This is a genomic window from Maribacter sp., assembly GCF_039968975.1.
In the GTDB taxonomy this organism is placed as follows: domain Bacteria; phylum Bacteroidota; class Bacteroidia; order Flavobacteriales; family Flavobacteriaceae; genus Maribacter.
The window spans coordinates 1-24,889 of record NZ_JBDVOT010000183.1; the positions used below are offsets into that span (position 1 = coordinate 1).

Consider the following 24,889-nt stretch of genomic DNA (forward strand, 5'->3'; position numbering starts at 1 on the left):
TTCAACCATAATCTCAACATATAAGATATAGTACAAAAAGAGGATGTTTAAAAACATCCTCTTTTTTTGTTTTAGCGCACACTGTTACATTGCAACAATATGTATTTTTGTAAAAAAAAGCTATGTTAGAAGCACTACGCCCTCAAGTAAGTTCTATTATTGATTCTAATAAAACCCCAGATGCCAAAATGCAGGATATCTGCGAGCTTTTAAAAGCAGAAGTACCACATTATGATTGGGTAGGTTTTTATTTTAAGAACGGCGACAAGAGAGAACTTAAATTAGGTTCTTATGCAGGTGCACCAACAGACCACACTATAATTCCCTTTGGAAAAGGCATTTGCGGACAAGTAGCCGAAAGCAACGAGAATTTTGTTGTACCAGATGTCCAAGCTCAAGACAACTATATAGCGTGTAGTATTACAGTGAAAGCAGAGATTGTTGTTCCCTTATTCGTGAACGGTGAAAACATTGGTCAAATAGATATCGATTCTAATACTCCAGACCCTTTTACAAAGGCAGACGAGACATTTTTAGAATTCGTAAATTTTGAAGTAGCCAAAATTCTTTAAAACTTTAGGCTTTTTGTTGATAAACTAGCTCATTTTATAACTGCAAAAAAATTACTTTTGCTTGCTTATTAAAAACATTTAAGCATCATACAATGAGCAGTGTAAAAAAAGCGTCTTCAGCCTTAATTTCAGTTTTTCATAAAGACGGATTAGAGCCAATAGTAAGAAAATTTCAAGAATTAGGAATCACAATTTACTCCACTGGAGGAACCGAAAAATTCATAACTGATTTAGGAATCGACGTGGTTCCTGTAGAAGATGTAACTAGCTACCCTTCTATTTTAGGAGGAAGAGTAAAAACTTTACACCCAAAAGTATTTGGCGGTATTTTAAACAGACAGGACAACGAAAGTGATGTTGCCCAATTAGCTGAATTTGAAATTCCACAAATAGATATTGTTATTGTTGATTTGTATCCATTTGAAAAAACAGTTGCTAGTGGTGCTTCTGAACAAGATATTATAGAAAAAATCGACATAGGCGGTATTTCTCTTATTCGTGCCGCAGCCAAAAACTTTAAAGATGTTACCTGTGTTTCTTCAATGGAAGACTATGCAGATTTTCTTGAAGTTGTATCTGCAGACAACGGTAATATTAGTCTTGAAGACAGAAAACGTTTTGCCGCAAAGTCTTTTAACGTTTCTTCTCATTATGACACTGCTATTTTCAATTACTTCAACAAAAATCATGAATTAGCTGCTTTAAAAGTAAGCGAAACTCAAGGCAAGGTTTTACGTTATGGCGAGAACCCTCACCAAAAAGGATTTTTCTTCGGTGATTTTGACGCTATGTTCTCAAAATTACATGGTAAAGAACTATCATACAACAATCTATTAGATGTTGATGCTGCCGTTAACCTAATGTTAGAATTTAAAAACGATGCTCCCACTTTTGCTATTCTGAAGCATAACAATGCATGTGGTTTAGCTCAAAGAGATACTTTACACCAAGCTTATGTTGATGCTTTAGCCGGTGATCCTGTTTCTGCTTTTGGTGGAGTTCTAATTAGCAATAAAGAAATCGACAAGGCTACCGCAGAAGAAATTCATAAATTATTCTGTGAAGTTGTTATAGCACCTAGTTATAATGCAGAAGCTCTTGAGGTTTTAAAAGGAAAGAAAAATAGAATTATCCTTATACAAAATGAAGTTGAAATGCCAGAGATGCAAGTTAGAACTTGTTTAAACGGCATGCTTCTTCAGGAAAAGGATCATAAAACAGATACAGTTGCCGACCTTACCAATGCGACCAAAACAAACCCAACAGACCAAGAATTAGAAGATTTAATTTTTGCATCTAAACTTTGTAAACACACTAAGTCTAACACTATAGTTCTTGCCAAAAACAAACAACTTTGTGCAAGTGGCACAGGACAGACCAGTAGAGTTGATGCTTTAAACCAGGCAATACACAAAGCGCAAACCTTTAACTTTGACCTTAAAGGAGCGGTTATGGCCAGTGATGCGTTCTTCCCTTTCCCTGATTGTGTGGAGATTGCGGACAAAGCAGGTATCACTAGTGTAATTCAACCAGGCGGATCTATAAAAGACCAATTAAGTGTTGATTATTGCAACGAAAACAAAATTTCAATGGTGATGACAGGTACACGTCATTTCAAGCATTAATTTCATTACTTTTGTCGATGAAATACACCCTTTTATCTAAAATTTAAACATCACATATGGGATTTTTTGATTTCTTGACCGAGGAAATAGCTATAGATTTAGGTACAGCTAACACTCTTATCATTCATAATGACAAGGTAGTTGTCGATAGCCCATCCATCGTTGCCAGAGATAGAATTAGCGGAAAAATCATTGCAGTTGGTAAAGAAGCCAACATGATGCAAGGTAAAACCCATGAGAATATAAAAACAATTAGACCATTGAAAGATGGTGTAATTGCTGACTTTGATGCATCTGAAAAGATGTTGATGATGTTCATAAAGAATATTCCCGCACTAAAGAAAAAATGGTTTCCACCGGCATTGCGTTTGGTTATCTGTATACCTTCTGGTATTACAGAAGTTGAAATGCGTGCAGTAAAGGAATCTGCAGAGCGTGTGAACGGTAAAGAAGTGTATCTTATTCACGAACCAATGGCCGCAGCTATTGGTATTGGTTTAGACATTATGCAACCAAAAGGAAACATGATTGTTGATATAGGTGGTGGTACTACTGAAATTGCCGTTATAGCATTAGGTGGTATCGTTTGTGATAAATCTGTAAAGATTGCTGGTGATGTATTTACAAATGACATTATTTATTACATGCGTACACAGCACAATTTATATGTTGGTGAAAGTACAGCTGAAGCAATTAAAATTGAAATAGGTTCCGCAACAGAAGATTTACAATCTCCACCAGACGAAAAATCTGTACAAGGGCGTGATTTGTTGACGGGTAAACCAAAACAAGTTCAAATATCTTATAGAGAAATAGCGAAGGCTTTAGATAAATCTATTCTGCGTGTTGAAGATGCGGTTATGGAAACATTATCTCAAACTCCCCCAGAATTAGCTGCCGATATTTACAATACAGGTATCTACCTTGCAGGTGGTGGTTCTATGTTACGTGGATTGGACAGAAGGTTATCTCAAAAAACCGACTTACCAGTTTACATTGCTGAAGATCCATTACGTGCCGTAGTACGTGGTACCGGTATTGCACTTAAAAACTTAGAACGCTACAAGAGCATATTAATTAAGTAAGAAGCTTTTTTAACGAACGGCTTCTTACTTAATATTGATAGCCTTGGATAAAATTCAAGAGCCATTTATTAATGATTATCGATAGAATTTCTAGGCTAACCTCGAAATAATTTATCTAAAGGCAGTTTGTTAAAACACTATTATCGAGTAAAAATATAGGGGTGAATGCAACAGATCATAAATTTTTTAATTAGGTATAAGATATTCTTACTTTACCTTTTTCTATTATTGATTTCCTGCATTTTTACGTTTCAGTCTCACTCGTACCATCAATCTAAATTTTTAAATTCGTCTAACTATATCACCGGAAGTATTTATACATTCTCCGATAATATTACTTCATATTTCGGTCTAAGAGAAGAAAACAATAAGCTTGTTGAAGAAAACAAAAGACTAAGAGATAAGTTATTTAACAACTTGGTACTTTCACCGTCACTTATAGATTCAACTTCTGTAAACTATGAAGTTATAAGGGGTCGGGTCATCAATAACAGCTACGCAGATCAGCGCAATTACATCACTATCAATAAAGGCAAGAGCGATAGTATTGTTCAAGATATGGGCGTTATTACAGATAAAGGTATTCTTGGTATCGTAGAAAATACTTCAGATAATTTTTCTACCGTACAAAGTATATTAAGTGATAAGTCTAACATCAACGCAAAAATTAAAAACTCAAATCACTTTGGTTCTTTGGTTTGGGAAAACACTACAGATTATAATATCGTTCAATTAATTGACATACCAAGATTGGTACCACTTACAATTGGCGACACCATTGTCACTGGAGCTATGAGTAGTATATTCCCTGAAAACATTCCCATTGGAACAATAAAGAGATTTGATTTAGACAATTCAAAAAGCTTCTATTTTATAGATGTAGAACTCTTTAATGACATGACCAATATTGGCTCTATTTATATCATTAAAAATCTAAATCGCAAAGAGGTTTTAGAATTAGAAGCAGAAACAGAAGCCAATGATTAACAACACTTCATTTTTAATTGTGCTCAGATTTATTTTATTGGTACTACTGCAAGTGTTAGTTTTCAATAAACTGAATTTCTTTGGCTATATAAATCCGTTGATTTATATTCTTTTCCTGTATTGGTATCCTATCAAACAAAATAGAACTACCTTTATAATTCTATGCTTTTTCTTAGGATTATGTGTAGATATTTTTTCAGACACTCTTGCCATAAACGCAGCAGCTACCGTTACCATAGCTTATCTTCGACCAACCATTATGCGCTTTATCTTTGGTGTCAATTATGAATTTCAAAGTTTTAAGTTAAACAATAGTACAAAGGCACAACAATTCACGTTTTTAGCGTTATTGATTATAGTACATCATTTGATATATTTTACGTTAGAAATTTTCAGTTTTTCAAATAGCCTGTTAATTTTACAAAAAACGATTATAGTAAGTATTTCTACATTGATTTTAGGAATGTTGTTCAGCACGTTATTCAGCAGTAAAAAAGAATGAGAAAAATTCTTTTATCATTAATTATAGTTGTCATCGCAATTACCTTTTTGGGAAGGCTATCTTATTTGCAAATTTTTAGTTTTTCTGCAGAACAAGTTCTAGAAGATCCGGCAATTAAAGCTATTTATGATTACCCTGAAAGAGGTTATATCTACGATCGTAACGGAAATCTTTTAGTTGGTAACGACCCTGCATATGATGTCATGGTTATACCAAGAGAAGTAAAACCTTTAGACACTTTAGAATTTTGCGGTTTACTTGGTATAGACAAAGAAAAATTCGTCAAAAAACTTAAAAAAGCAAGGGTATATTCTCCAAGACTACCTTCTGTACTTGTACCTCAGCTATCAAAACAAGATTACGCCAAGCTTCAAGAGAAAATGCGTAAATACAAAGGCTTCTATATTCAAAAGAGATCTTTACGTTATTACGACACCCCTAGCGCGGCAAATGTTCTTGGTTACATTAGCGAAGTAAACGAAGGTGATTTAGCGGTTAACAAATATTATGTGCAAGGAGAACTGAAAGGAAGAACAGGAGTTGAACGCTATTACGAAGACCTCTTAAGAGGTAGAAAAGGTGTCCAGTATATTCAGAAAGATAGATTTAATAGAGACATTGGTCCGTACAAAAATGGAGAATTAGACACCTTACCAGAACAGGGAAAACAAATAAGTATCACTATAGACAAAACGCTACAAGAATATGGCGAGTTATTGATGAACGGAAAAAGAGGTGGGATAGTAGCTATTGAACCGGCAACCGGTGAAATTCTTTCTATGATCTCAGGTCCAACATATGACCCAGCACTATTAGTAGGTCGTGAACGTTCTAAAAATTACACAAAACTTTATAATGATACGATAGCGAACCCAACTTGGGATCGTTCTATTCATGCACAACAACCACCTGGATCACCTTTTAAAACATTAAATGCCTTAATTGCATTACAAGAAGGCGTACTGGATGAAAACACAACAATACAATGCTATCACGGATTTTACGTAGGTAAGAAGAAAAGGGGTTGTCACTGTGGTGGTGGTTTACGAAATCTGAACAAAGGAATATCACAGTCATGTAACGCCTACTTTGCAGGAGCGTTCAGAAAGATTTTTGAAAAGTTTGAAACTACTGATGAAGGTATGGATGTATGGGAAAAGCACATGCGAAGTTTTGGTCTAGGTGACTACTTAGGCTATGATTTACCATTCGGACAAAAAGGACGTATACCTAGCAAAGAGTATTATGACAAATGGTACGGAGACAATAGATGGAGCTCTTCTTTTATTATCTCTAATTCTATAGGGCAAGGTGAAATATTAGCTACACCTGTTCAATTAGCAAATATGACAGCAGCTATTGCCAACAGAGGTCATTATTTCACTCCTCATATTTTAAAGAAAATTGAAGGACAAGATATTACCGAACCAAAATTTACCGAAGCTAAACACACTACTATAGAACCAAAACATTTTGAACCTGTAGTTCAAGGTATGGCAGATGTTTACGTAAGTGGTACAGCAAGATGGTTACAGATACCAGGTATTGAAGTAGCAGGTAAAACAGGTACTGCTGAAAATTTCACCAAAATAGATGGTGTACGTACTCAGTTAACAGATCACTCGGTTTTCGTAGCATTTGCACCTGTAGACGACCCTAAAATTGCCATAGCAGTATATATTGAAAATGGATATTTTGGATCAAGGTATGCCGGTCATATTGCCACACTTATGATTGAAAAATACCTTAAAGGTGAAATCACCTTAAAGACTCTTGAAAAAAGAATGCTTGAAAAAACATTAGAAGCAGAATACGCGAAACCCTACAGTGGGGAGGAGTTCAAAATTAACGAACGTGTCTGGTAGAAGCATCTTAAGAAGAATTGACTGGATTAGTGTAATTATCTATTTTGCACTGGTATTAATTGGATGGATCAATATATACTCCAGTACTTTTACTGATGACCAAAGCTCCATTTTTGATATTGGTACGCGTTATGGCAAACAACTATTCTTTATTGGGGTAAGCCTAGTAAGTATTGTTATTATTATGGCTCTTGAGGTTAATTTTTACGAAAGATTCTCTAGCCTTTTCTACCTCATTTCCATGGTATCTTTACTTGGGCTGTTTGTTTTTGGCAAAACTATTGCCGGAGCTACATCATGGTACGACTTAGGATTTTTTAACCTACAGCCCTCAGAGCTAGCTAAAGTTGCCACCGCACTAGCCTTAGCTAAATATCTCAGCGACATACAAACAGATATAAAAAGAAGAAAAGATCAATTATATGCCCTTCTCATAATTCTTGTGCCCGCAATTTTAATTATACCGCAACCCGACCCTGGTAGTGCATTGGTATTTTTTGCGCTGATATTCGTGATCTTTAGAGAAGGTCTACCACTCTACTATTTGGCAATTATATTAAGTGTCATACTAGTTTTTATTATGACTTTAAAGTTTGGTACCGTGTGGCTAATTATTGGTTTGGCTTTACTCATTATTCTGCTATACGCATTAAAACGTAAAACTTTAAAAATTCCGGTAATACCACTAAGTCTTATCAGTGTTGCGGTTATTTTATTTTCTTTATCCGTAAACTTTGTATTTAACAATGTGTTTGAACAAAGACATAGAGATCGCTTTGGCTTATGGTTGCGTTTAGAGAAAGATCCAAAAAAACTAGAACAGATAAGAAAATCTATAGGTTACAATACATATCAATCTGAAAAGGCAATTGAATCTGGAGGATTCTTTGGTAAAGGATTTTTAGAAGGCACCCGTACAAAAGGAGATTTTGTACCTGAACAGGATACGGATTATATTTTTAGTACCGTTGGTGAAGAATGGGGATTTTTAGGAACAGCTACGGTTATCATCCTATTCTCCGTATTGTTCTTACGATTAATATCATTGGCAGAAAGACAAAAAAATGCATTTGCTAGAATGTATGGTTATGGTGTAATTTCAATATTACTTATCCACTATTTTATTAATATAGGTATGGTAATAGGTATACTCCCTACCATTGGAATTCCGCTACCTTTCTTTAGCTATGGTGGATCAGGTCTTTTATTCTTTACTATTTTACTTTTTATCTTCTTAAGGTTAGATACGAACAGATTGAAGGAGGGTTTTTAAAACTTCCAACCTGTAATATTTTTACTTGACTCAAACGTGCTTTGTTGCTTTTCCGTCAATTCTGCGAAAAAATCTATTCCAGTTTCCTTTTCTATATCATCAATAGAAACCACAAAGTTTTGTAGAGACGTAAATTGAGGCTTGTTAGGTATTAGAAAAGACAATGAATATATCTTATCACCTTTTTTACGTGCAATTATTTTGTAGAAAGCATCTGGCACATCCACATCTTCTTGTCCTATCTCTTCTAATCCACTTTCTAACACTCCGCCTGTAAATACATATAAAGTTCCGTATTGCTTTGCCCAGCGTCTCGTTTGCTGTTCTAGATCATTCCAAATACCTGCGTTGAACTCTCTATCTTGCGGACTTATATTACTGGTATAAAATGTTTCATTGTATGCTTGTAACGAAAATCTGCGGTCACCTGCAGGCACTAAATGCCCTCTATCATAACCAGAGCCTTTATAGTTGCGCCAATCTGCAGATTTAGAGGAAACAAAAGGGTCTTCAATAAAATAGGGTCGTTTTCTATCATCATAGGTCAAATGACTTTTGCTCAACGTATACGCCACCCATTCAGCTTGCTCATAAGGTTCGTTGTATGATAACGTAAAATGCTCGTGCTTTACAATTTCGCCAGTAGTTGAGGACGGCAATAGCTCTTTTGGAAAATCATTAGTGGTAATTTCATCATTACTATTAGAATATGTTGCGGGAGTATAGAAGTTTTCAAACAACCAAAAACCTACTATACATACAAGAATTAAAATACTATAAAGAGATCCATTTTTTTTGCGGTATGCCATACGTCAAAATTACCTAATTTTGTAAGATATAAGGCAAATTACCGACCAATAAACCTAGTATTCAAAGTCTAAACAAAAGGAAAATTATGATGTTAACTTGGAAAGATGTAATTCATTTTTCAGTGAATGGTAACCCTGAACCTGATCGTAGAGTTGAAAAAACAGAACAGGAATGGAAAGAGATCCTTACTCCTGAACAGTTTAGAGTTACTAGAAAAAAAGGTACTGAAGCCCCACATTCTGGAGCATTATGTACCGCTCATGAAGCTGGCAAATACGAATGTGTTTGCTGTGGCACACCATTATTTGATTCTACCATAAAATTCGAATCTGGTACCGGCTGGCCAAGCTTTACTCAACCTATTAAAGAAAATGCCATTAAATACCATAAAGACACTTCTTTTGGTATGGTGCGGGTTGAAGTACTATGCAATACATGTGATGCGCATTTGGGTCATATATTTCCTGATGGACCAGAACCTAGCGGATTACGCTATTGTATTAATTCCGAATCTATGCAACTAGAAAAGGAGGCAGCTAATGGCTAACGTTAAATTAGAAGTTGCTACAGTAGGTGGCGGTTGCTTTTGGTGTACCGAAGCGGTATTTCAAGAGGTAAAAGGAATACACAAAGTGGTTTCTGGATATACAGGAGGTAAAGCACCGGGCAGACCCACATATAAAGAAATATGTTCTGGATTAACAGGACATGCAGAGGTAGTTCAGGTTACTTTTGACTCTACAGTCATTTCTTATGAAGATATTCTAATTATTTTCATGACAACACATGACCCTACTACTTTAAACAGACAAGGTGCAGATGCCGGAACTCAATATCGTTCTGTTATCTATTTTCATAACGAAGAGCAAGAGAAAAAAGCTAAAATAGTTCTGAACGAAATGCAAATGGTCTATGAAGACCCAATTGTTACCGAGTTAAGTCCCTTAGGTATTTTTTACGACGCCGAAGAATATCACCAAGACTACTATAAGAATAATTCTGAACAAGGGTATTGTCAGGTAGTCATTAATCCGAAGTTGGCAAAACTTAGAAAATTACATGCCGACAAGCTATCATTATAAGGGATATTTACTGATTACCTAAAGATATATTCCACTCAACTTCGGCAAATTACCTTTCACCTATGAAAGCTCAAAAACTTTCATAGGTGAACTTATTTTAGTTCATAATAATTTACAAAACCTACTTATTATGAATTCTCAAAAAACAATTTATTATATTGCTTTAAGTCTTTTCTCATTAGCCATTTTAGGCTCTATCCTTAATTACTCCATGAATTATGAGATGGTTGTAGAAACGTTTATAAAACTTGGCTACCCGATTTACCTTATTCATGTACTAGCTGTTTGTCAATCCATAGGACTTATACTAATCCTTTTCAATAAACCTCACTGGTCTTTAGAGTGGGTTTATGCTGGCTTCTTTATGAACTTCACTCTTGGCGCTTTAGCTCATTTAGCTATAAAAGATGGTAACGGTGCATCTGCAGTGATATGTATCGTTTTATTATTCGTCACATACATACAGAGTAGAAAAATAAGAGATAATAGCAATGAATTAGCTGAATTTGGAAAATATGTATAACTTGACGACAATAAAAAAAGCCGCTACATTTTTCAATGTAGCGGCTTTTTTATTTTTATAAGTCTTTGCTTAATTCTTTACACTAGCAAGTTTACCGTGCTTAATGTTATTCATCTTTAGGTCTTCTAAAACATTTACGGCTTCTTCAACATAAACATCTTTAGCTAAATTCTTATGCCATCTATTACGTTTTTCACGCAATACAGAATCTTTAGTAAACAATTGCTCTTCATAACCTAACGATTTAAATGTTAGCTTAGAATCATAATCTGTTAAGGTTTTAAAGTAGTTAGACTGCTCTTTATCCTTATTCTTTTCTTCTTTATAAGTTTCAAAGTTTAAAGAAATTTCAGTTTCATCTTGCTCGGCTTTTAACCACTTTGCATTCTCCTCAATTAATTTTATTTGTTGACTAGTCGCCATTCTCTTTTCACTATCGGCAACGGTCTTCTCATAATTGATATAACCTTCCCACGGCTCATAGTCTGCAGGAGTAATCTTATCCCACCCTAATGGGTTAGATTGATCTCTTTCCCCTAAATCAATATAACTATACCTGTCCGGTACTACAATATCACTCTTAACACCTTCTAACTGCGTTGAACCACCATTAATTCTATAGAATTTCTGGGTAGTAATTTTAATTGCGCCTAAATCTCCATGTTCATTGCTACGTAACATATTGTTTAAAGGAATAACGTTTTGTACCGTTCCCTTACCAAATGTTTGCTTACTCCCTATTACAATTGCTCTTTTATAATCTTGCATTGCAGCAGCTAAAATCTCAGACGCAGAAGCAGATAATTCGTTCACAAGAATTACCAAAGGACCATCCCATTGAATTCTTTCATCTTTATCATCATATACATCTTTGCCTTTATCTTTAGATTGTACTTGTACGATAGGACCATCTTCTATAAATAAACCTGCCATTTCAACAACAGTTTTTAAAGAACCACCACCGTTGTCGCGTAAATCAAGAATAAGACCTTCCATTCCTTCTTCCTTTAAGCGGTCTACTTCTTTAGCAACATCAGTCGCTGCGTTCCTTTCGCTATAATCATTGAAATCAACATAGAATTTTGGAAGATTAATAATCCCGAATTTTTCATCGCCTTTAATAATGTTTGCAGATTTAGCATATGACTCTTCTAATTCTACAACGTCTCTCGTCAAAGAAACAACATCTAAAGAACCATCTACTTTTCTAACGGTCAAATCTACAATAGTACCTTGAGCGCCTTTTATCAGCTTAATGGCATCGTCTAAACGCATACCTACAATATTAATAGGCTCTTCTCCATTCTGACCAACTTTAATAATTTCATCACCAACTTCTAATCGTTGATCTCTCCAAACCGGTCCACCAGAAATAATCTCTACAATTTTTGCTCCTTCAGATTTTTTCTGAAGTCTTGCACCAATTCCTTCAAATTTACCCGACATACTTGTATCAAACTTCTCCTTTTCCTCTGGAGCGAAATAGAATGTATGTGGATCAAATTCATCAACAATAGTATTTATGTATTGTACAAACCAATCTTTACGCTCTAAATCACCAACAAAATCAAAAAACTCATCCAAAGTAGTTTCTGTTGATTTTCTAGAAGCTTCTTCAGCTTCTTTTGGTGTTTTTATTTCATCCTTTTCATTTTCAACTTCTTCCTTCCCTATTTTAGAAACCTTAGAATCATACGTACCTAAAGTTGCATATTTCAACTGCTTTCTCCAACGTTCTTTTAATTCTTCTCTATTTGCAGCAAAAGGTTCTTCATCATATTTAATACTGATGCTTTCATTCTCTGAATAATCAAAAGGAGTTTCTAATACTTCTTTATAAATGCCCTTCGCATCGTCCATACGCTCCATCAATCTTTCATAAACTATATTAAAGAAAGTGATATCCGTATTTTTTATTTCATCATCTATCTGATATTTATACTTTTCGAACTCAGCAATATCAGAAGCTATAAAATATCTTTTAGTAGGGTCTATTACGTCAATAAAATCTTCAAAAACATGTACAGAAAAATCATCATTAAGCGCTTTTGGCTCATAATGCCCTTTTTCTAATACGTAGGTTATTAAATCTAACAACAACTTATCCTTGTCGTCATTTTCAAAACTTTTATTTGTAAAACTGCACGATGCTACTGCTGCAAGCATCAATAACAGTACGTAGGCTAAATTTCTTTTCATAAAATTATCTTTTACTTTCCTTTTCAATATCTTCGAATTTGAGGTTTGTAAGCAACTGTAAATGCTACCTAAACCCCTAAGGTAAAGAAAAAACCATGCCATTTAAATCAGTAGAGAACTAATTTTTTGTTAAACGGCATTTCGAACATATCATATTTAAAAACGTATTTTTACTACAGAAAGTATACGTTATGAAAAAACCTTTGATTTTAGTTACAAATGATGACGGAATTACCGCACCAGGATTGCGTATGCTTATCTCCGTAATGAAGAAAATAGGCGATGTAGTGGTGGTTGCGCCAGATAGTCCGCAATCTGGCATGGGACATGCTATAACGTTGGATACCGCTCTTTTTTCAAAAAAAATGAAAATTGACCTTGATCAAGACGGTATTGACGAATACAGTTGTAGCGGCACCCCTGCTGACTGTGTAAAATTAGCGCTTCAAGAAATACTACCCAAAAGACCTGATATCTGTGTAAGCGGTATCAACCATGGCTCTAACTCATCTATCAACGTAATTTACTCTGGTACAATGAGTGCGGCTGTTGAAGCCGGTATAGAAGGAATACCAGCCATTGGTTTTTCTTTATGCGATTATAGCTGGAATGCTGATTTTTCTCAAGCTCAAGATTTTATTCACGACATAGTCACCCAAGCTTTAGAAAACGGAATACCGAAAGGCACCGTCTTAAATGTTAACATACCCAAGCTCACAAAAAACGAGCTAAAAGGCATTAAAATTTGTAGACAGGCAAAAGCTAATTGGAAAGAGAAATTTGACAAGCGTACCAACCCAATGGGTAAAGATTACTATTGGTTAACAGGTGAGTTCGAATTATTGGATAAAGGCGAAGATACTGACGAATGGGCACTAGCCAACGGTTATATTTCAGTTGTCCCTACCCAATTCGATTTAACTGCCCACCACGTTATACAAGAATTGAACACCTGGGATTTTAAATAATTTCCAAAACTTAGATTAAATTATATAGTACAATTATTTTCAGATGAATACCAAAAAAGAAGTTCTAATAGGTTTTATAGTAGGCATTATAGCTAATGCAATTGGTACTTTATTGTACATTTTAATATTCTCAGATTTGAGTATTGTAGAAACTTTTGAGGCCGCCGTAAGACAAGAACATGTTGGTAGTCTATTGGCATTAGGTGCCATACTTAACTTAGTTGCGTTCTTTGGTTTTCTAAGAATAAAAAGGGACAATAGAGCAAAAGGAGTTCTAATTGCAACTATTATAACCGCATTCGTAATTCTGTATTACAAAGTTTTTTAAAATGAAGTACTATATCATTGCAGGTGAAGCCTCTGGCGATCTTCATGGCTCTAACTTAATCAAAGCCTTAATACAACAAGATCAAGATGCCCAAATTAGATGTTGGGGCGGTGACTTAATGCAACAGGCCGGCGGAACTTTGGCCAAACATTACAAAGAATTAGCGTTCATGGGGTTCATTGAAGTGATTCTAAACCTGAATGCCATTTTCAAAAACATAAAATATTGTAAGCAAGATATTGCAGCGTTCAACCCCGATGCCATTATTTTCATTGACTATTCTGGCTTTAATTTACGCATTGCCAAGTGGGCAAAAGAAAACAACTTTTTGACCAATTACTACATTTCTCCTCAAATCTGGGCATCTAGAGAAGGTAGAATCGAGAAGATAAAAGCGACCGTTGATCACATGTATGTGATACTGCCTTTTGAGAAAGAATTTTACGAAAAGAAACACAATTACCCAGTCAACTTTGTAGGACACCCTTTATTAGATGCCATTGCCAACAGACCAGAATTAAACGAGAGCTTATTCAGGTCCAATAACGGCATAGACCCTAACAAACCAATTATAGCTTTATTACCAGGTAGTCGTAAACAAGAGGTTCAAAAAATGTTGTCTCTTATGTTATCATTGACCAATGACTTTTCTAACTATGAATTTGTCATTGCAGGCGCACCAAGTTTAGACAAAGAATTTTACGCTGAATTCCTTACTAATGCGAATGTAAAATTCATTCAAAACAAAACTTACGACTTGCTATCCATATCTACTGCTGCCTTAGTTACTAGTGGTACAGCCACTTTAGAAACCGCATTATTTAAAGTGCCGCAAGTAGTCTGTTATAAGGCAAATTGGATTTCGTACCAAATTGCCAAGCGTATCATCACCTTAGAATATATCTCTTTGGTCAACTTGATAATGCAAAAAGAGGTTGTAAAAGAATTAATTCAAGATGATTTTACTAAACAGAATCTAAAAAAAGAATTAAACTTGATTTTAGATGGAGAAGCTAGAACAAAACAATTGGCATCTTATGATGAACTAATTGCGAAGCTAGGCGGACCTGGCGCTAGTGCCCAAGCGGCTTCATTGATCATTGCAAATGCCAAAATTTCATAGGTTTATCCATTTTAAAAAATAATTCTATAATTTTGGAGTTACACGTACTACACGGTACATTCTATTTTATGCGCATACTACCATTCTTTCTTGTTATTTGTTTTTTAACCAGTTGCGGAGCTAAAAAGACGACCACATCTGACAAAGAGCGTAAAATTTCTGTTGCAGCCGCAAACAATGCTAGAACAGGAAATGTAACTACACCTACCAGAACAGAAGAGCGCAGAACAATAACTTCTACCACCAACACAAAGGCAGATGAAATTATCAATACCGCACTTTCATTTTCCGGTACACGATACAAGTTTGGCGGCACCACGAAAAAAGGAATGGATTGCTCTGGATTACTATATGTTTCTTTTGGCGAACACGACGTACAAATTCCAAGAGTTTCTTACAATATGGCAGAAGAAGGCCGTAGAATAGCCGTTAAAAATGTAGAAAAGGGCGACTTACTATTTTTTAAGACCTCTAGAGGTTCTAAACGTATTAATCATGTTGGTATGGTGGTTGGTACAGATAATAACGAGATTACGTTTATTCACGCATCATCATCGCGTGGTGTTACCGTTTCATCTTTAAGAGATGGATTCTGGAACCAAGCATTTGTAAAAGCCACAAGAATATTATAAGATGAAGCTCTTAGCGTTTATTCCTATCAGATTAACGCTTTTACTCATCATTGGAATCTTAATTGGTTACTTTTTTCCATTTAATCCTCTATACCTACTCATATTTACTGTTTTTCTATTTCTACTACTTGCTTCCATTTTCATATTTGAGAAAATCACAAAATCTGTTTTATTTGGCAGTATAGCTGCGCTGACCTTCGTGTCATTAGGCACCTATAGCTACACTGCTGCACAACCAATCAATTCCAGTAACCACTACAGCAACTTTACTACTACCCAAAACGAACAATGGACACTTAAAATCAAGGAGGTTTTAAAGCCTGACCCGTACACCTCACGTTATTATGCTTCGGTAAAAAGCGTAGACGACAATACGGTTAACGGAACAATACTCCTTACAATCCCCAAAGACACATCTAAACTTCGCTTAGCTATTGATGATGAGCTTATAACCTATTCACAAGTTTTACCCGTAAGCGAACCTTTAAATCCTCATCAATTTAACTATAAAAAGTATTTGGCAAATTTAGGTGTATATCACCAAATGAGGATTACTACAAAGCAGTTCATACAAATTGAAAATTCAAATACTAGCTTGAGAGGCTTTGCCGCTAAAACCCGTAACCATATTATCTCAAAATTGAAGCAAGAGAATTTTGGACCTGATGAATTGGGAGTGATACAAGCATTATTGCTAGGTGAACGCTCTGATATTTCTGAAGAAACATACACAAATTATCAAAAAGCCGGCGCTGTACATATTCTCGCAGTATCTGGTCTACATATAGGTATTTTACTCTTGATTATTCAATTTTTACTGAGTCCACTGAAAAATATCCCAAAGGGTAGCACCATAATTCTTATTCTATCCGTTCTCTTTTTATGGATTTTCGCCTTCATTGCCGGTTTATCTGCCAGCATAATTCGCGCAACCACCATGTTCACTTTCGTGGCTTACGCACTGTATTTAAATAGACCTCACAATACATTCAACATCTTAGCTCTTTCTATTCTATTTATCTTGTTGTTCATTAATCCTAATTTGTTATTTCAAGTGGGATTTCAAATGAGTTATGCGGCTGTTTTCTCCATTCTATGGATTTTTCCAATTCTTAGAGACCTATGGTTTCCAAAGCGCAAGATAGTGCGCTATTTTTGGCAATTGCTTTGCGTTAGTATAGCGGCACAGTTAGGAGTTTTACCCATTAGCTTGTTCTATTTTCATCAGTTTCCAGGACTTTTCTTTATATCCAATTTAGTCATTGTACCCGCCTTAGGTGTAATTCTAGGCATGGGTATTTTTGTGATTCTCCTTTCAATATTAAACTGGCTCCCCACTCAACTTGTCTGGCTATATAACAAAATAATTGGGCTCATGAACAGCATTATAGCTTGGGTGGCTCATCAAGAAAGTTTTATCTTCAGTTCTATATCTTTTGATTTTATTCAGCTATTATTTTCGTTTACAGTACTTGTTATAAGCATTGAACTATATACCAGGTTCAATTATAAACGGATAATGTTCTTTTTAGTTAGTATTCTTTGTTTTCAAGGATATACTATATACCAAGAGCAACAGACTAAAAACATATCAGAAGTTTTAGTACTGCATCAAACTAAAAAAACTCTGATTTTGAATAAAAGTGGACATCAATTATCCATCTTAACAAATTCCAAGAACAGACCCGATTATCTAATTTCAGATTATAGAACCGCTGAACGCATAGATTCCGTTCGTTATGATTCTTTAAAAAACAGTTATTCTTTTAAAAATGAATCGCTACTAATTATTGATAGCACGGTAATATATCCAAAGTCAAAATATCATAAAATCTTATTGACACAATCACCAAAAATTAATTTAGATAGGCTTATCGATAGTATTCAACCCAATGAAATAATTGCTGATGGCAGCAACTACATAAGTTATATTGACCGTTGGAAAACTACTTGTATAAAAAACAAAATCCCTTTTCACTATACTGGTGAAAAGGGAGTTTATTATTTTGAGTAATCAGTGACTAATGCACTTTACCCATCAACTTTTTAATAATCGGTGATGCTAAAAGAACAATAGCACCTGCACCTAAGGCATATTTTGCAATCAACATAAAACCGTCTGTATATACGGTCAAAGTAGCAAAACCACTTACATCGCCATCCGTACTTTCTATCGCCAACTGTTTACCGATAAAGCCTACAATCTGAAATGCAAATGCCGATGACAAAAACCAAACACCCATTATAAAGGCAATTAATCTCATTGGTGCTAAATCGGTCATTTTAGACAGCCCTACAGGTGACATGAACAACTCTCCTACCGACAATAAGAAATACATTAATAAAAGATATGTGAATGGAACAAATCCACTTTCATTGGCGCTACCACCACTTAATGCTAAAACATAAAAACTGACACCTGCAAAAAGTAATCCTAATCCAAATTTATACGGAGTTCTAGGGTTCCAGTTTTTCTTGCTCAACCATGTCCACATCATAGAAATAGGAATTGCCAATATTATGATGAACATAGAATTCAATGAATTGGTTTGTGCCGCAGACATAATACCATCCAAATCAATATTTCTAGCCGCGAACAACGTAATTACACTACCGGACAATTCATGGAAACCCCAGAAAATAGTCATGAAGAATGTAAGTAACACTGCAACAAAAAGCTCTTTTCTCTCTTTTACATTTGCCTTGAACATTTCATAGGCCAAGTATGCAAGAACTGCAATACCAATACCAGTAAATATTATATTGACGATATTCTGATCAGCAAACATGCCATCTGTAGCAACCGCTTTATAAGATGATAAAAGAAGAGCAATCAAAGGCGCAGCCAAAACAGCTAAAACAGGAACTAGTATCCCTTGCTTTACACCAAGCACCTTTTTCTCTAACACATGCTCGTTAGGCGGTAAACCTCTATTTCCAAAAACATTGTTTTGAATACCTCTCCAGAACACAATCAAACCGGTCAACATACCAATACCAGCCAAGCCAAAACCATAGTGCCATCCATAGGTTACCGCTAGCCACCCGCATAACAATGGAGCTACCCAACCACCAATATTAATACCCATGTAGAAAATGGTAAATCCAGAATCTTTTTTAGGGTCACCCTTCTCATACAATGTACCTACGAAAGTGGAAATATTAGGCTTAAAAAAACCGTTACCTACAATGATCAACGATAATGCGAGAAAGAAGGCCATATTGTCTTCTATAGCCAAAACAAAGTGACCTATGGACATTAAAATACCCCCTAAAAAGATGGAATTACGCATCCCTAAAATCTTATCGGACAACTTACCGCCGATAACGGTCGATGCATATACTAAAGATCCATAAGATGAGTATACGGCTGCTGTGGCGTAATCCCTTTCAGCTAATGCCTTGAAAATTACATCAATCATATAGAGCGTTAGCAGAGCACGCATACCATAGAAGCTAAAACGCTCCCATAATTCTGCAAAGAATAAATAGAATAAACCCTGCGGGTGTCCAAAAATCTGTTTTTGGTCTGAAAATTCAGTACTTTCAGTCATATTGTCTTTAGTTTGATTAAAGTTTTTCTTTTATAAAATTGGTCATCTTATTGAATAGGTGAATTCTTGTATTTCCACCGTAAATTCCATGATTTTTATCTGGGTAGATTCCCCAATCAAATTGTTTATCCGCCTGTATCAAAGCTTCGATCATACGCATTGAATTCTGCACATGTACGTTATCATCTCCTGTACCATGTATTAACAAATAATCACCTTCTAGCAACTGCGGATAATTGAATGGCGAGTTGTCATCATAACCGCTTGGGTTTTCTTGTGGCGTTTGCATATAACGTTCCGTATAGATCGTATCATAAAAAGCCCATGATGTTACCGGAGCAACCGCAATGGCCATCTCAAAAGTATCATTACCCTTTAAAATACAGTTGGTAGACATAAAGCCACCATAGCTCCAACCCCAAATACCTGTTCTATCTGCATCTATATAAGGTAGCTCACTCAACTTTTTAGCAGCAGCTATTTGATCTTCCACCTCATATTTCCCTAGTTCTTTCTGAGTAACTTTCTTAAAATCTCTTCCTTTAAATCCGGTTCCACGACCATCTACACATGCAACAATATAGCCCTCTGCTACTAAACCTTGATGCCAGTAGTCATTAGCTCCCATCCAGCTATTGCTTACATTTTGAGATCCAGGACCACTGTATTGATACATAAATAACGGATACTTCTTAGATGGATCAAAATCTTTTGGCTTGATCATGTACATATTAAGATCATTACCATTTATTGATATTGTAGAGAATTCTTTAGGACTTACAGCATAGTTTTTTAATCTTTCTAAAAGCTGATTATTATCCTTAATATCTTTTACTTTCTTTCCATTTATTGCTTGATGCAATGTATATACTGGCGGAGTTTCAGCACTTGAAAATGTATTGATGAAATAAGTGAAATCAGTACTAAATTTAGCATTATTCGTTCCTTCTTTCGCAGCCAAAGCTTCTTTGTCATCACCACCACTACTAATGTTATATACACCACGATTTATAGAACCATTCTCAGTAGATTGGTAATATATTTTGTCTTCGTTTTGATCGTAACCATAGTATTTGGTCACTTCCCAATCTCCTTTTGTAATTTGGTTCATTAAACTGCCATCTTCTCCATATAGGTAGATATGGTTATAACCATCTTTTTCACTTGTCCAGATAAAGCTATCGTCTTCTAAAAAAGTGAGGTTGTCGGTAATGTCAACATAGGCGTCATCTTTCTCTTCCAATAAAACAGCAACCTTACCATTTTTGGCATTTACTGCATACATGGTCAAATGATTTTGGTGTCTGTTTAAGGTCTGAACACTCAACATATCTTTATGGTTCATCCATTTTATACGTGGAATGTAATATGCATTATTAGTATTCACAGCAGTAATTTTACCACTGGCAACATCTAAAAGATGTAACGTAACTATAGAATTGTTCTCTCCTGCCTTAGGGTATTTAAACACGTGTGGTTGTTGATATAGCCCTGTACCGTAAACATCCATAGAAAACTCAGGTACATTAGTTTCATCAAAACGTAAAAAAGCAATTTTAGAACCATCTGCATTCCACTCAAAAGCACGAACAAAAGCAAATTCTTCTTCATACACCCAGTCAGTAACACCATTGATAATACTATTCTTTACACCGTCTTCGGTAATTTGTTTAGTATCACCGGAAGCAATGTTAAAAATGTAAATATTATTATTCTTTACATATGCTACTTTACTACCATCTGGCGACAATAATGGTTCTTGAATTTTTTCTTTACTTACCTGAACCACTTTTTTGGAAGCTATGTCATACACATAATAGATACCAAGTTTTGACCTTCTAAATATTGGCTCTATTTCAGTTGAAAGCAATACCTTTTTCTCATCCGAACTAAAAACATAAGATGAAAACGAAGGAATATCAGCTAAATCTGCAGATGAAACTACGGTACCTACTTTTTCTAATGTTTTGTAATCGTATTTGTCAACCGTGGAGGTTTGGCTGAATCTGTTGGTATTTAGAACGGTATATTGAGTGCCGTTCTTCATGGATCTGAGAGCATCCATACCTTCTGTTCTAAAAGCTCCTTGATAAATATCAGAAACTTGTATCTGTTTTTCCTGTGCCCAAGTAAATACGCTGAATGAAAGTAAAATCAACGCAATTAAGTGTGTTTTTCTCATTTATAAGTGAATTTTGTTAAATCTCTCAAGTTTACCACTATTTCCTCAAAAAAGCACGCTTTACCATGAAAAAGAAAGTGGTTTTAACGCTTTAGCCTTCTAAAAAAGATTCTTGCCAATATGCGTATCTTTACTACCGTAACAAAGTGCCGTATTTTTCTGAATCGCCACTTGTACACAACATTGAATATTAGTAGAAAGTTATACCTAAATGACCAAACCGATAAGTGGTTTCTCGAAGCTTACGAAAGAAGAAAAAATAGACTGGGTTACAGACAATTTTACACAAAACACAGCTCAATCAAAGAAAATCTTACAGACGTATTGGAACCAAGATAAAAGTGTTCAACAACTACATGATGAGTTTATAGAAAACACCATTACCAATCTTTACGTACCCCAGGGCATTGCTCCCAATTTTTTGATCAATGATACACTATATGTCATACCAATGGCAATTGAAGAAAGTTCAGTAATTGCCGCGGCAAGCAAAGCTGCTAAGTTCTGGCTAAATAGAGGAGGATTTAAAGCAGAGATACTTGGTACGGAAAAAGTAGGTCAAGTCCATTTTATATTTAAAGGTGACGCCAAAAAACTAAATCCTTTCTTCACATACCTAAAACCTATTTTAATTGCAGAAAGTGCTTCTTTAACCACTAGCATGGAAAAAAGAGGTGGTGGTATTACAGATATAGTTTTAAAAGATAAGACGGATGAGTTGGCTGATTATTTCCAATTGCACGCCACTTTTGAAACCAAAGATGCCATGGGCGCCAACTTCATCAACAGTTGTCTAGAGCAATTTGCCACAACGTTGAAAAAAGAAGCCACCAAGTATGCTGATTTTTCTGCACAAGAGAAAGATGTGGAAATTGTAATGAGCATACTGTCTAACTATGTTCCTAACTGTACCGTTCGCGCAGAAGTTAGCTGCCCCGTAGAAGACTTAAATCTATCGGCAGAATTAACTCCACAACACACTGCAGAAAAAATAATACAGGCAATTAAAATTGCTCAAATTGAACCTTACCGTGCCGTTACACATAATAAAGGTATTATGAACGGCATTGATGCGGTCGTATTGGCTACAGGGAATGATTTTAGAGCCATTGAAGCCGGTGTACATGCATATGCATGTAGAAACGGAAGATATAGCAGCCTCACCCATGCCGAAATTGAAAATGGGATTTTTAAATTTTGGATAGAACTACCTTTGGCTTTAGGTACCGTTGGCGGACTTACAAATTTACACCCTCTCGTGAAGCTGAATTTAGAAATGCTACAGCGACCATCTGCTAAAGAGCTAATGCAAATTGTTGCCGTTGCCGGATTAGCACAAAACTTTGCCGCAGTAAGCTCATTGGTTACTACAGGAATTCAAAAAGGACATATGAAAATGCACCTTTTAAATATCTTGAACCAACTTGGAGCCAATGAAAATGAAAAAGCAATTTTGGTGGAACATTTTAAAACCAACCCGGTTACTCATCACGGTGTGGAAATTCAATTAAGTACTATTAGAAAGTAATTTTTATATGATGACGAAGGATTTTTACAGTAACGGAAAATTATTACTCACTGGAGAATATGCCATTCTTGACGGAGCTAAGGGATTAGCTTTACCAACAAAATTTGGACAGTCATTAAAACTTAGAAATAAGAATACGGAAACTATACACTGGTTTGGTGTTGACGAAAATGATGACACTTGGTTTTATGCCGAATTTTCTAAGGTCGATTTTAAAACTGTAACAACCACTGATGAAGCTACATCTGATCGTTTGAAGCAAATTTTGACCGAAACCAAACGACTGAACCCAGACTTCTTATCTACAATATCAGAGAACAGTATTATAGAGACTAAAGTTACTTTCCCTATGAATTGGGGATTGGGCACTTCTTCTACCTTAATAGCCAATATAGCAACGTGGGCAGGCGTAAACCCATATCAATTATTAGAAGCTACATTTGGTGGTAGCGGATATGACATTGCATGCGCTACACACAACTCCGCAATTACCTATCAAAGAAACAACTATGAGCCATTAGTTGAAGAAGTTAATTTTAATCCGTTTTTTAAATATGAGCTGTTCTTTGTTTATCTGAACCAAAAGAAGAATAGTAGAGATGCTATTAGCAACTACAGAAGTTTAGATGTAAATAAAGAGCAACTGATAACCAAGATTGACGTTATCACTGAAAATATACAGAATTGCACTACCATAGTTGAGTTTGAAATTTTATTAAACGAACACGAGGCTATTTTATCGAAAACACTTCAAATTTCTACCATCAAAGAATCTCTTTTTCCTGACTATCCTAGATCTATTAAAAGCTTGGGAGCTTGGGGCGGAGATTTTATATTAGCTACAGGAACGGAAAAAAACATGTTATACTTCAAGAATAAAGGATACAAAACAATACTCCCCTATTCAAAAATGATATTATAAAAAAAGAGCATCCAAAATGGATGCTCTTTTTTTATATAAATCTTAAAGTAACTACTAGTAAAATGTAGCTCTTTTATCTTCAATTTCAGAACCGTCTTTCAACGCATTATAAACTTCAGTATTAACACGACTAGCAGCTCCGGTTTTCAAAGCATTAGCATATACACTGTAGTTATCTAATTTAGGAGCTTCTGTTTTCTTCACGATTTCAATTTTAAAAACACCAGTGTTTCCTTGAATCAATCCTGAAGTTGCACCTGCAGACATACCATAAGCAGTACCTACTACTACAGGCTCGCTACCTGCACCAGGTATTGTCGGTGATTTTACAGTAAGCGCAGAAGCATTAGAAATACTCACACTGTTATCAGCAGCAATAGCACTCATATCTTTACCCTTGTTTGCAGCGATAATCTGTGCAGCTTTACGTTCTTTTCTTATTAAAGGCAAAACAAGTATAGAAGCATCTTCAGCACTCATTACACCTTCAGCGTAGCTACCCGTTAACTGAACAACAGCATAACCGTTGTTGATATTAAATCTTTTTACATCGCCAACTTCAGTGTCAGCATTGAATGCCCACTGAACAATATTTCTCTGATTAGTTAACCCTGGAAGGTTTTCATCTAAAGCCTTTATCTTATTTACAGGACGAACAACGTATTCATCTTTCTTAGCCAATGTTGAAAATGCACTTTCATCTTCTGTAGTTTCCATTTCAAACTTGGTAGCACTTGTAAACAATGTATTGATTGTTTCTTCTGAAGGAACAATTTCCCTAGATACAGTTGCTATTTGAACTACATCTTCTTTATCATCAATTTTTATTACGTGAAAACCGAAATCAGTTTCAACCAAACCGATTGAACCTTCATTGTTATTAAATGCAAAATCATTAAATTTAGGCACCATAACTCCTCTTTGAAAATATCCTAAATCTCCACCGTTTGGTGCAGATGGTCCGTCTGAGTTATCTCTTGCCAATTCAGCAAATACAACACCAGATTTTCTTGCTTCTCTCAATAACTCTTTTGCCTTAGCTTCTGCTTCTTCTTTTGTTCTAGTTACAGCAGGGTTTGCTCTTGTTGCACCAGTGTAAGCCAATAAAATATGACTAGCTTTAACAGAA

General features: G+C 35.4%; 22 protein-coding genes. 17 read left to right on the forward strand and 5 right to left on the reverse strand.

The features are described from left to right. Window positions 1–122 precede the first annotated feature (122 nt). The 7 genes from ABJI11_RS12200 to rodA all read left to right on the forward strand — a co-directional run bounded on the left by ABJI11_RS12200 (window position 123) and on the right by rodA (window position 7,909). Window positions 123–572, forward strand: a complete 450-nt coding sequence (locus tag ABJI11_RS12200) for a GAF domain-containing protein (protein ID WP_276493655.1) — start codon at window positions 123–125, stop codon at window positions 570–572. 92 nt (window positions 573–664) lie between these two features. Further along, complete coding sequence (purH, locus tag ABJI11_RS12205; protein ID WP_348352516.1) at window positions 665–2,197, forward strand: bifunctional phosphoribosylaminoimidazolecarboxamide formyltransferase/IMP cyclohydrolase; 1,533 nt, start codon at window positions 665–667, stop codon at window positions 2,195–2,197. A 56-nt stretch (window positions 2,198–2,253) separates the two neighbouring features. Next, window positions 2,254–3,282 carry a rod shape-determining protein gene (locus ABJI11_RS12210; protein ID WP_027066022.1) on the forward strand — a complete coding sequence of 343 codons (1,029 nt, stop codon included), beginning with the start codon at window positions 2,254–2,256 and terminating at the stop codon, window positions 3,280–3,282. A 165-nt stretch (window positions 3,283–3,447) separates the two neighbouring features. After that, window positions 3,448–4,269 carry a rod shape-determining protein MreC gene (mreC, locus tag ABJI11_RS12215; protein WP_348352519.1) on the forward strand — a complete coding sequence of 274 codons (822 nt, stop codon included), beginning with the start codon at window positions 3,448–3,450 and terminating at the stop codon, window positions 4,267–4,269. After that, window positions 4,262–4,771, forward strand: a complete 510-nt coding sequence (gene mreD / locus ABJI11_RS12220; protein WP_348352522.1) for a rod shape-determining protein MreD — start codon at window positions 4,262–4,264, stop codon at window positions 4,769–4,771. The genes mreC and mreD overlap by 8 nt, the downstream gene beginning before the upstream one ends. Beyond that, entirely contained in the window at window positions 4,768–6,636 is a 1,869-nt protein-coding gene (gene mrdA, locus ABJI11_RS12225; RefSeq protein WP_348352525.1) for a penicillin-binding protein 2, read from the forward strand. Before mreD ends, mrdA begins: the two co-directional genes overlap by 4 nt. Then, window positions 6,626–7,909 carry a rod shape-determining protein RodA gene (gene rodA, locus ABJI11_RS12230; RefSeq protein ID WP_348352528.1) on the forward strand — a complete coding sequence of 428 codons (1,284 nt, stop codon included), beginning with the start codon at window positions 6,626–6,628 and terminating at the stop codon, window positions 7,907–7,909. The genes mrdA and rodA overlap by 11 nt, the downstream gene beginning before the upstream one ends. On the opposite strand, the gene ABJI11_RS12235 is transcribed toward rodA, so the two are convergent. Beyond that, window positions 7,906–8,718: a DNA/RNA non-specific endonuclease gene (locus ABJI11_RS12235; RefSeq protein WP_348352531.1), complete on the reverse strand. Its 813-nt coding sequence runs from the start codon at window positions 8,716–8,718 to the stop codon at window positions 7,906–7,908. The two genes, rodA and ABJI11_RS12235, sit on opposite strands and share 4 nt — an antisense overlap. Window positions 8,719–8,807: 89 nt before the next feature. On the opposite strand from ABJI11_RS12235, the gene msrB reads away from it, so the two are divergent. The 3 genes from msrB to ABJI11_RS12250 all read left to right on the forward strand — a co-directional run bounded on the left by msrB (window position 8,808) and on the right by ABJI11_RS12250 (window position 10,324). Beyond that, window positions 8,808–9,266, forward strand: a complete 459-nt coding sequence (msrB, locus tag ABJI11_RS12240) for a peptide-methionine (R)-S-oxide reductase MsrB (protein ID WP_348352569.1) — start codon at window positions 8,808–8,810, stop codon at window positions 9,264–9,266. Next, complete coding sequence (msrA, locus tag ABJI11_RS12245; RefSeq protein WP_348352534.1) at window positions 9,259–9,801, forward strand: peptide-methionine (S)-S-oxide reductase MsrA; 543 nt, start codon at window positions 9,259–9,261, stop codon at window positions 9,799–9,801. The genes msrB and msrA overlap by 8 nt, the downstream gene beginning before the upstream one ends. A 130-nt stretch (window positions 9,802–9,931) precedes the next feature. Further along, window positions 9,932–10,324: a DoxX family protein gene (locus ABJI11_RS12250; RefSeq protein WP_348352537.1), complete on the forward strand. Its 393-nt coding sequence runs from the start codon at window positions 9,932–9,934 to the stop codon at window positions 10,322–10,324. Between the two features lie 69 nt (window positions 10,325–10,393). Here ABJI11_RS12250 and ABJI11_RS12255 read toward each other — a convergent pair whose 3' ends face one another. Then, window positions 10,394–12,523, reverse strand: a complete 2,130-nt coding sequence (locus tag ABJI11_RS12255; RefSeq protein ID WP_348352540.1) for a carboxy terminal-processing peptidase — start codon at window positions 12,521–12,523, stop codon at window positions 10,394–10,396. A 191-nt stretch (window positions 12,524–12,714) separates the two neighbouring features. Here ABJI11_RS12255 and surE point away from each other — a divergent pair, with 191 nt between their 5' ends. The 5 genes from surE (at window position 12,715) to ABJI11_RS12280 (ending at window position 17,588) form a co-directional block, all read left to right on the forward strand. Further along, window positions 12,715–13,491, forward strand: coding sequence for a 5'/3'-nucleotidase SurE (gene surE / locus ABJI11_RS12260; protein WP_276493645.1), 777 nt, complete (start codon window positions 12,715–12,717; stop codon window positions 13,489–13,491). 43 nt (window positions 13,492–13,534) lie between these two features. Then, a complete protein-coding gene (locus tag ABJI11_RS12265) occupies window positions 13,535–13,819 on the forward strand; it encodes a hypothetical protein (RefSeq protein ID WP_276493644.1) in 285 nt (94 codons plus the stop codon). 1 nt (window position 13,820) lies between these two features. Beyond that, window positions 13,821–14,942, forward strand: coding sequence for a lipid-A-disaccharide synthase (gene lpxB, locus ABJI11_RS12270; RefSeq protein ID WP_348352545.1), 1,122 nt, complete (start codon window positions 13,821–13,823; stop codon window positions 14,940–14,942). 68 nt (window positions 14,943–15,010) lie between these two features. Further along, a complete protein-coding gene (locus tag ABJI11_RS12275; RefSeq protein WP_348352548.1) occupies window positions 15,011–15,574 on the forward strand; it encodes a C40 family peptidase in 564 nt (187 codons plus the stop codon). Window position 15,575: 1 nt separating this feature from the next. Then, window positions 15,576–17,588: a ComEC/Rec2 family competence protein gene (locus tag ABJI11_RS12280; protein ID WP_348352551.1), complete on the forward strand. Its 2,013-nt coding sequence runs from the start codon at window positions 15,576–15,578 to the stop codon at window positions 17,586–17,588. A 7-nt stretch (window positions 17,589–17,595) separates the two neighbouring features. On the opposite strand, the gene ABJI11_RS12285 is transcribed toward ABJI11_RS12280, so the two are convergent. Then, window positions 17,596–19,128, reverse strand: coding sequence for a peptide MFS transporter (locus ABJI11_RS12285; RefSeq protein ID WP_348352554.1), 1,533 nt, complete (start codon window positions 19,126–19,128; stop codon window positions 17,596–17,598). Between the two features lie 16 nt (window positions 19,129–19,144). Beyond that, on the reverse strand, window positions 19,145–21,310 hold the full coding sequence (locus ABJI11_RS12290; RefSeq protein WP_348352557.1) for a S9 family peptidase: 2,166 nt from the start codon (window positions 21,308–21,310) through the stop codon (window positions 19,145–19,147). 211 nt (window positions 21,311–21,521) lie between these two features. Between ABJI11_RS12290 and ABJI11_RS12295 the strand changes: the two genes are divergently transcribed. Next, on the forward strand, window positions 21,522–22,838 hold the full coding sequence (locus ABJI11_RS12295) for a hydroxymethylglutaryl-CoA reductase, degradative (RefSeq protein WP_348352560.1): 1,317 nt from the start codon (window positions 21,522–21,524) through the stop codon (window positions 22,836–22,838). 7 nt (window positions 22,839–22,845) lie between these two features. Next, a complete protein-coding gene (locus tag ABJI11_RS12300) occupies window positions 22,846–23,760 on the forward strand; it encodes a GYDIA family GHMP kinase (protein ID WP_348352563.1) in 915 nt (304 codons plus the stop codon). 54 nt (window positions 23,761–23,814) lie between these two features. On the opposite strand, the gene ABJI11_RS12305 is transcribed toward ABJI11_RS12300, so the two are convergent. Then, window positions 23,815–24,889 (reverse strand): peptidylprolyl isomerase (locus ABJI11_RS12305; RefSeq protein WP_348352566.1); only part of this gene is annotated, 1,075 nt, incomplete at its 5' end.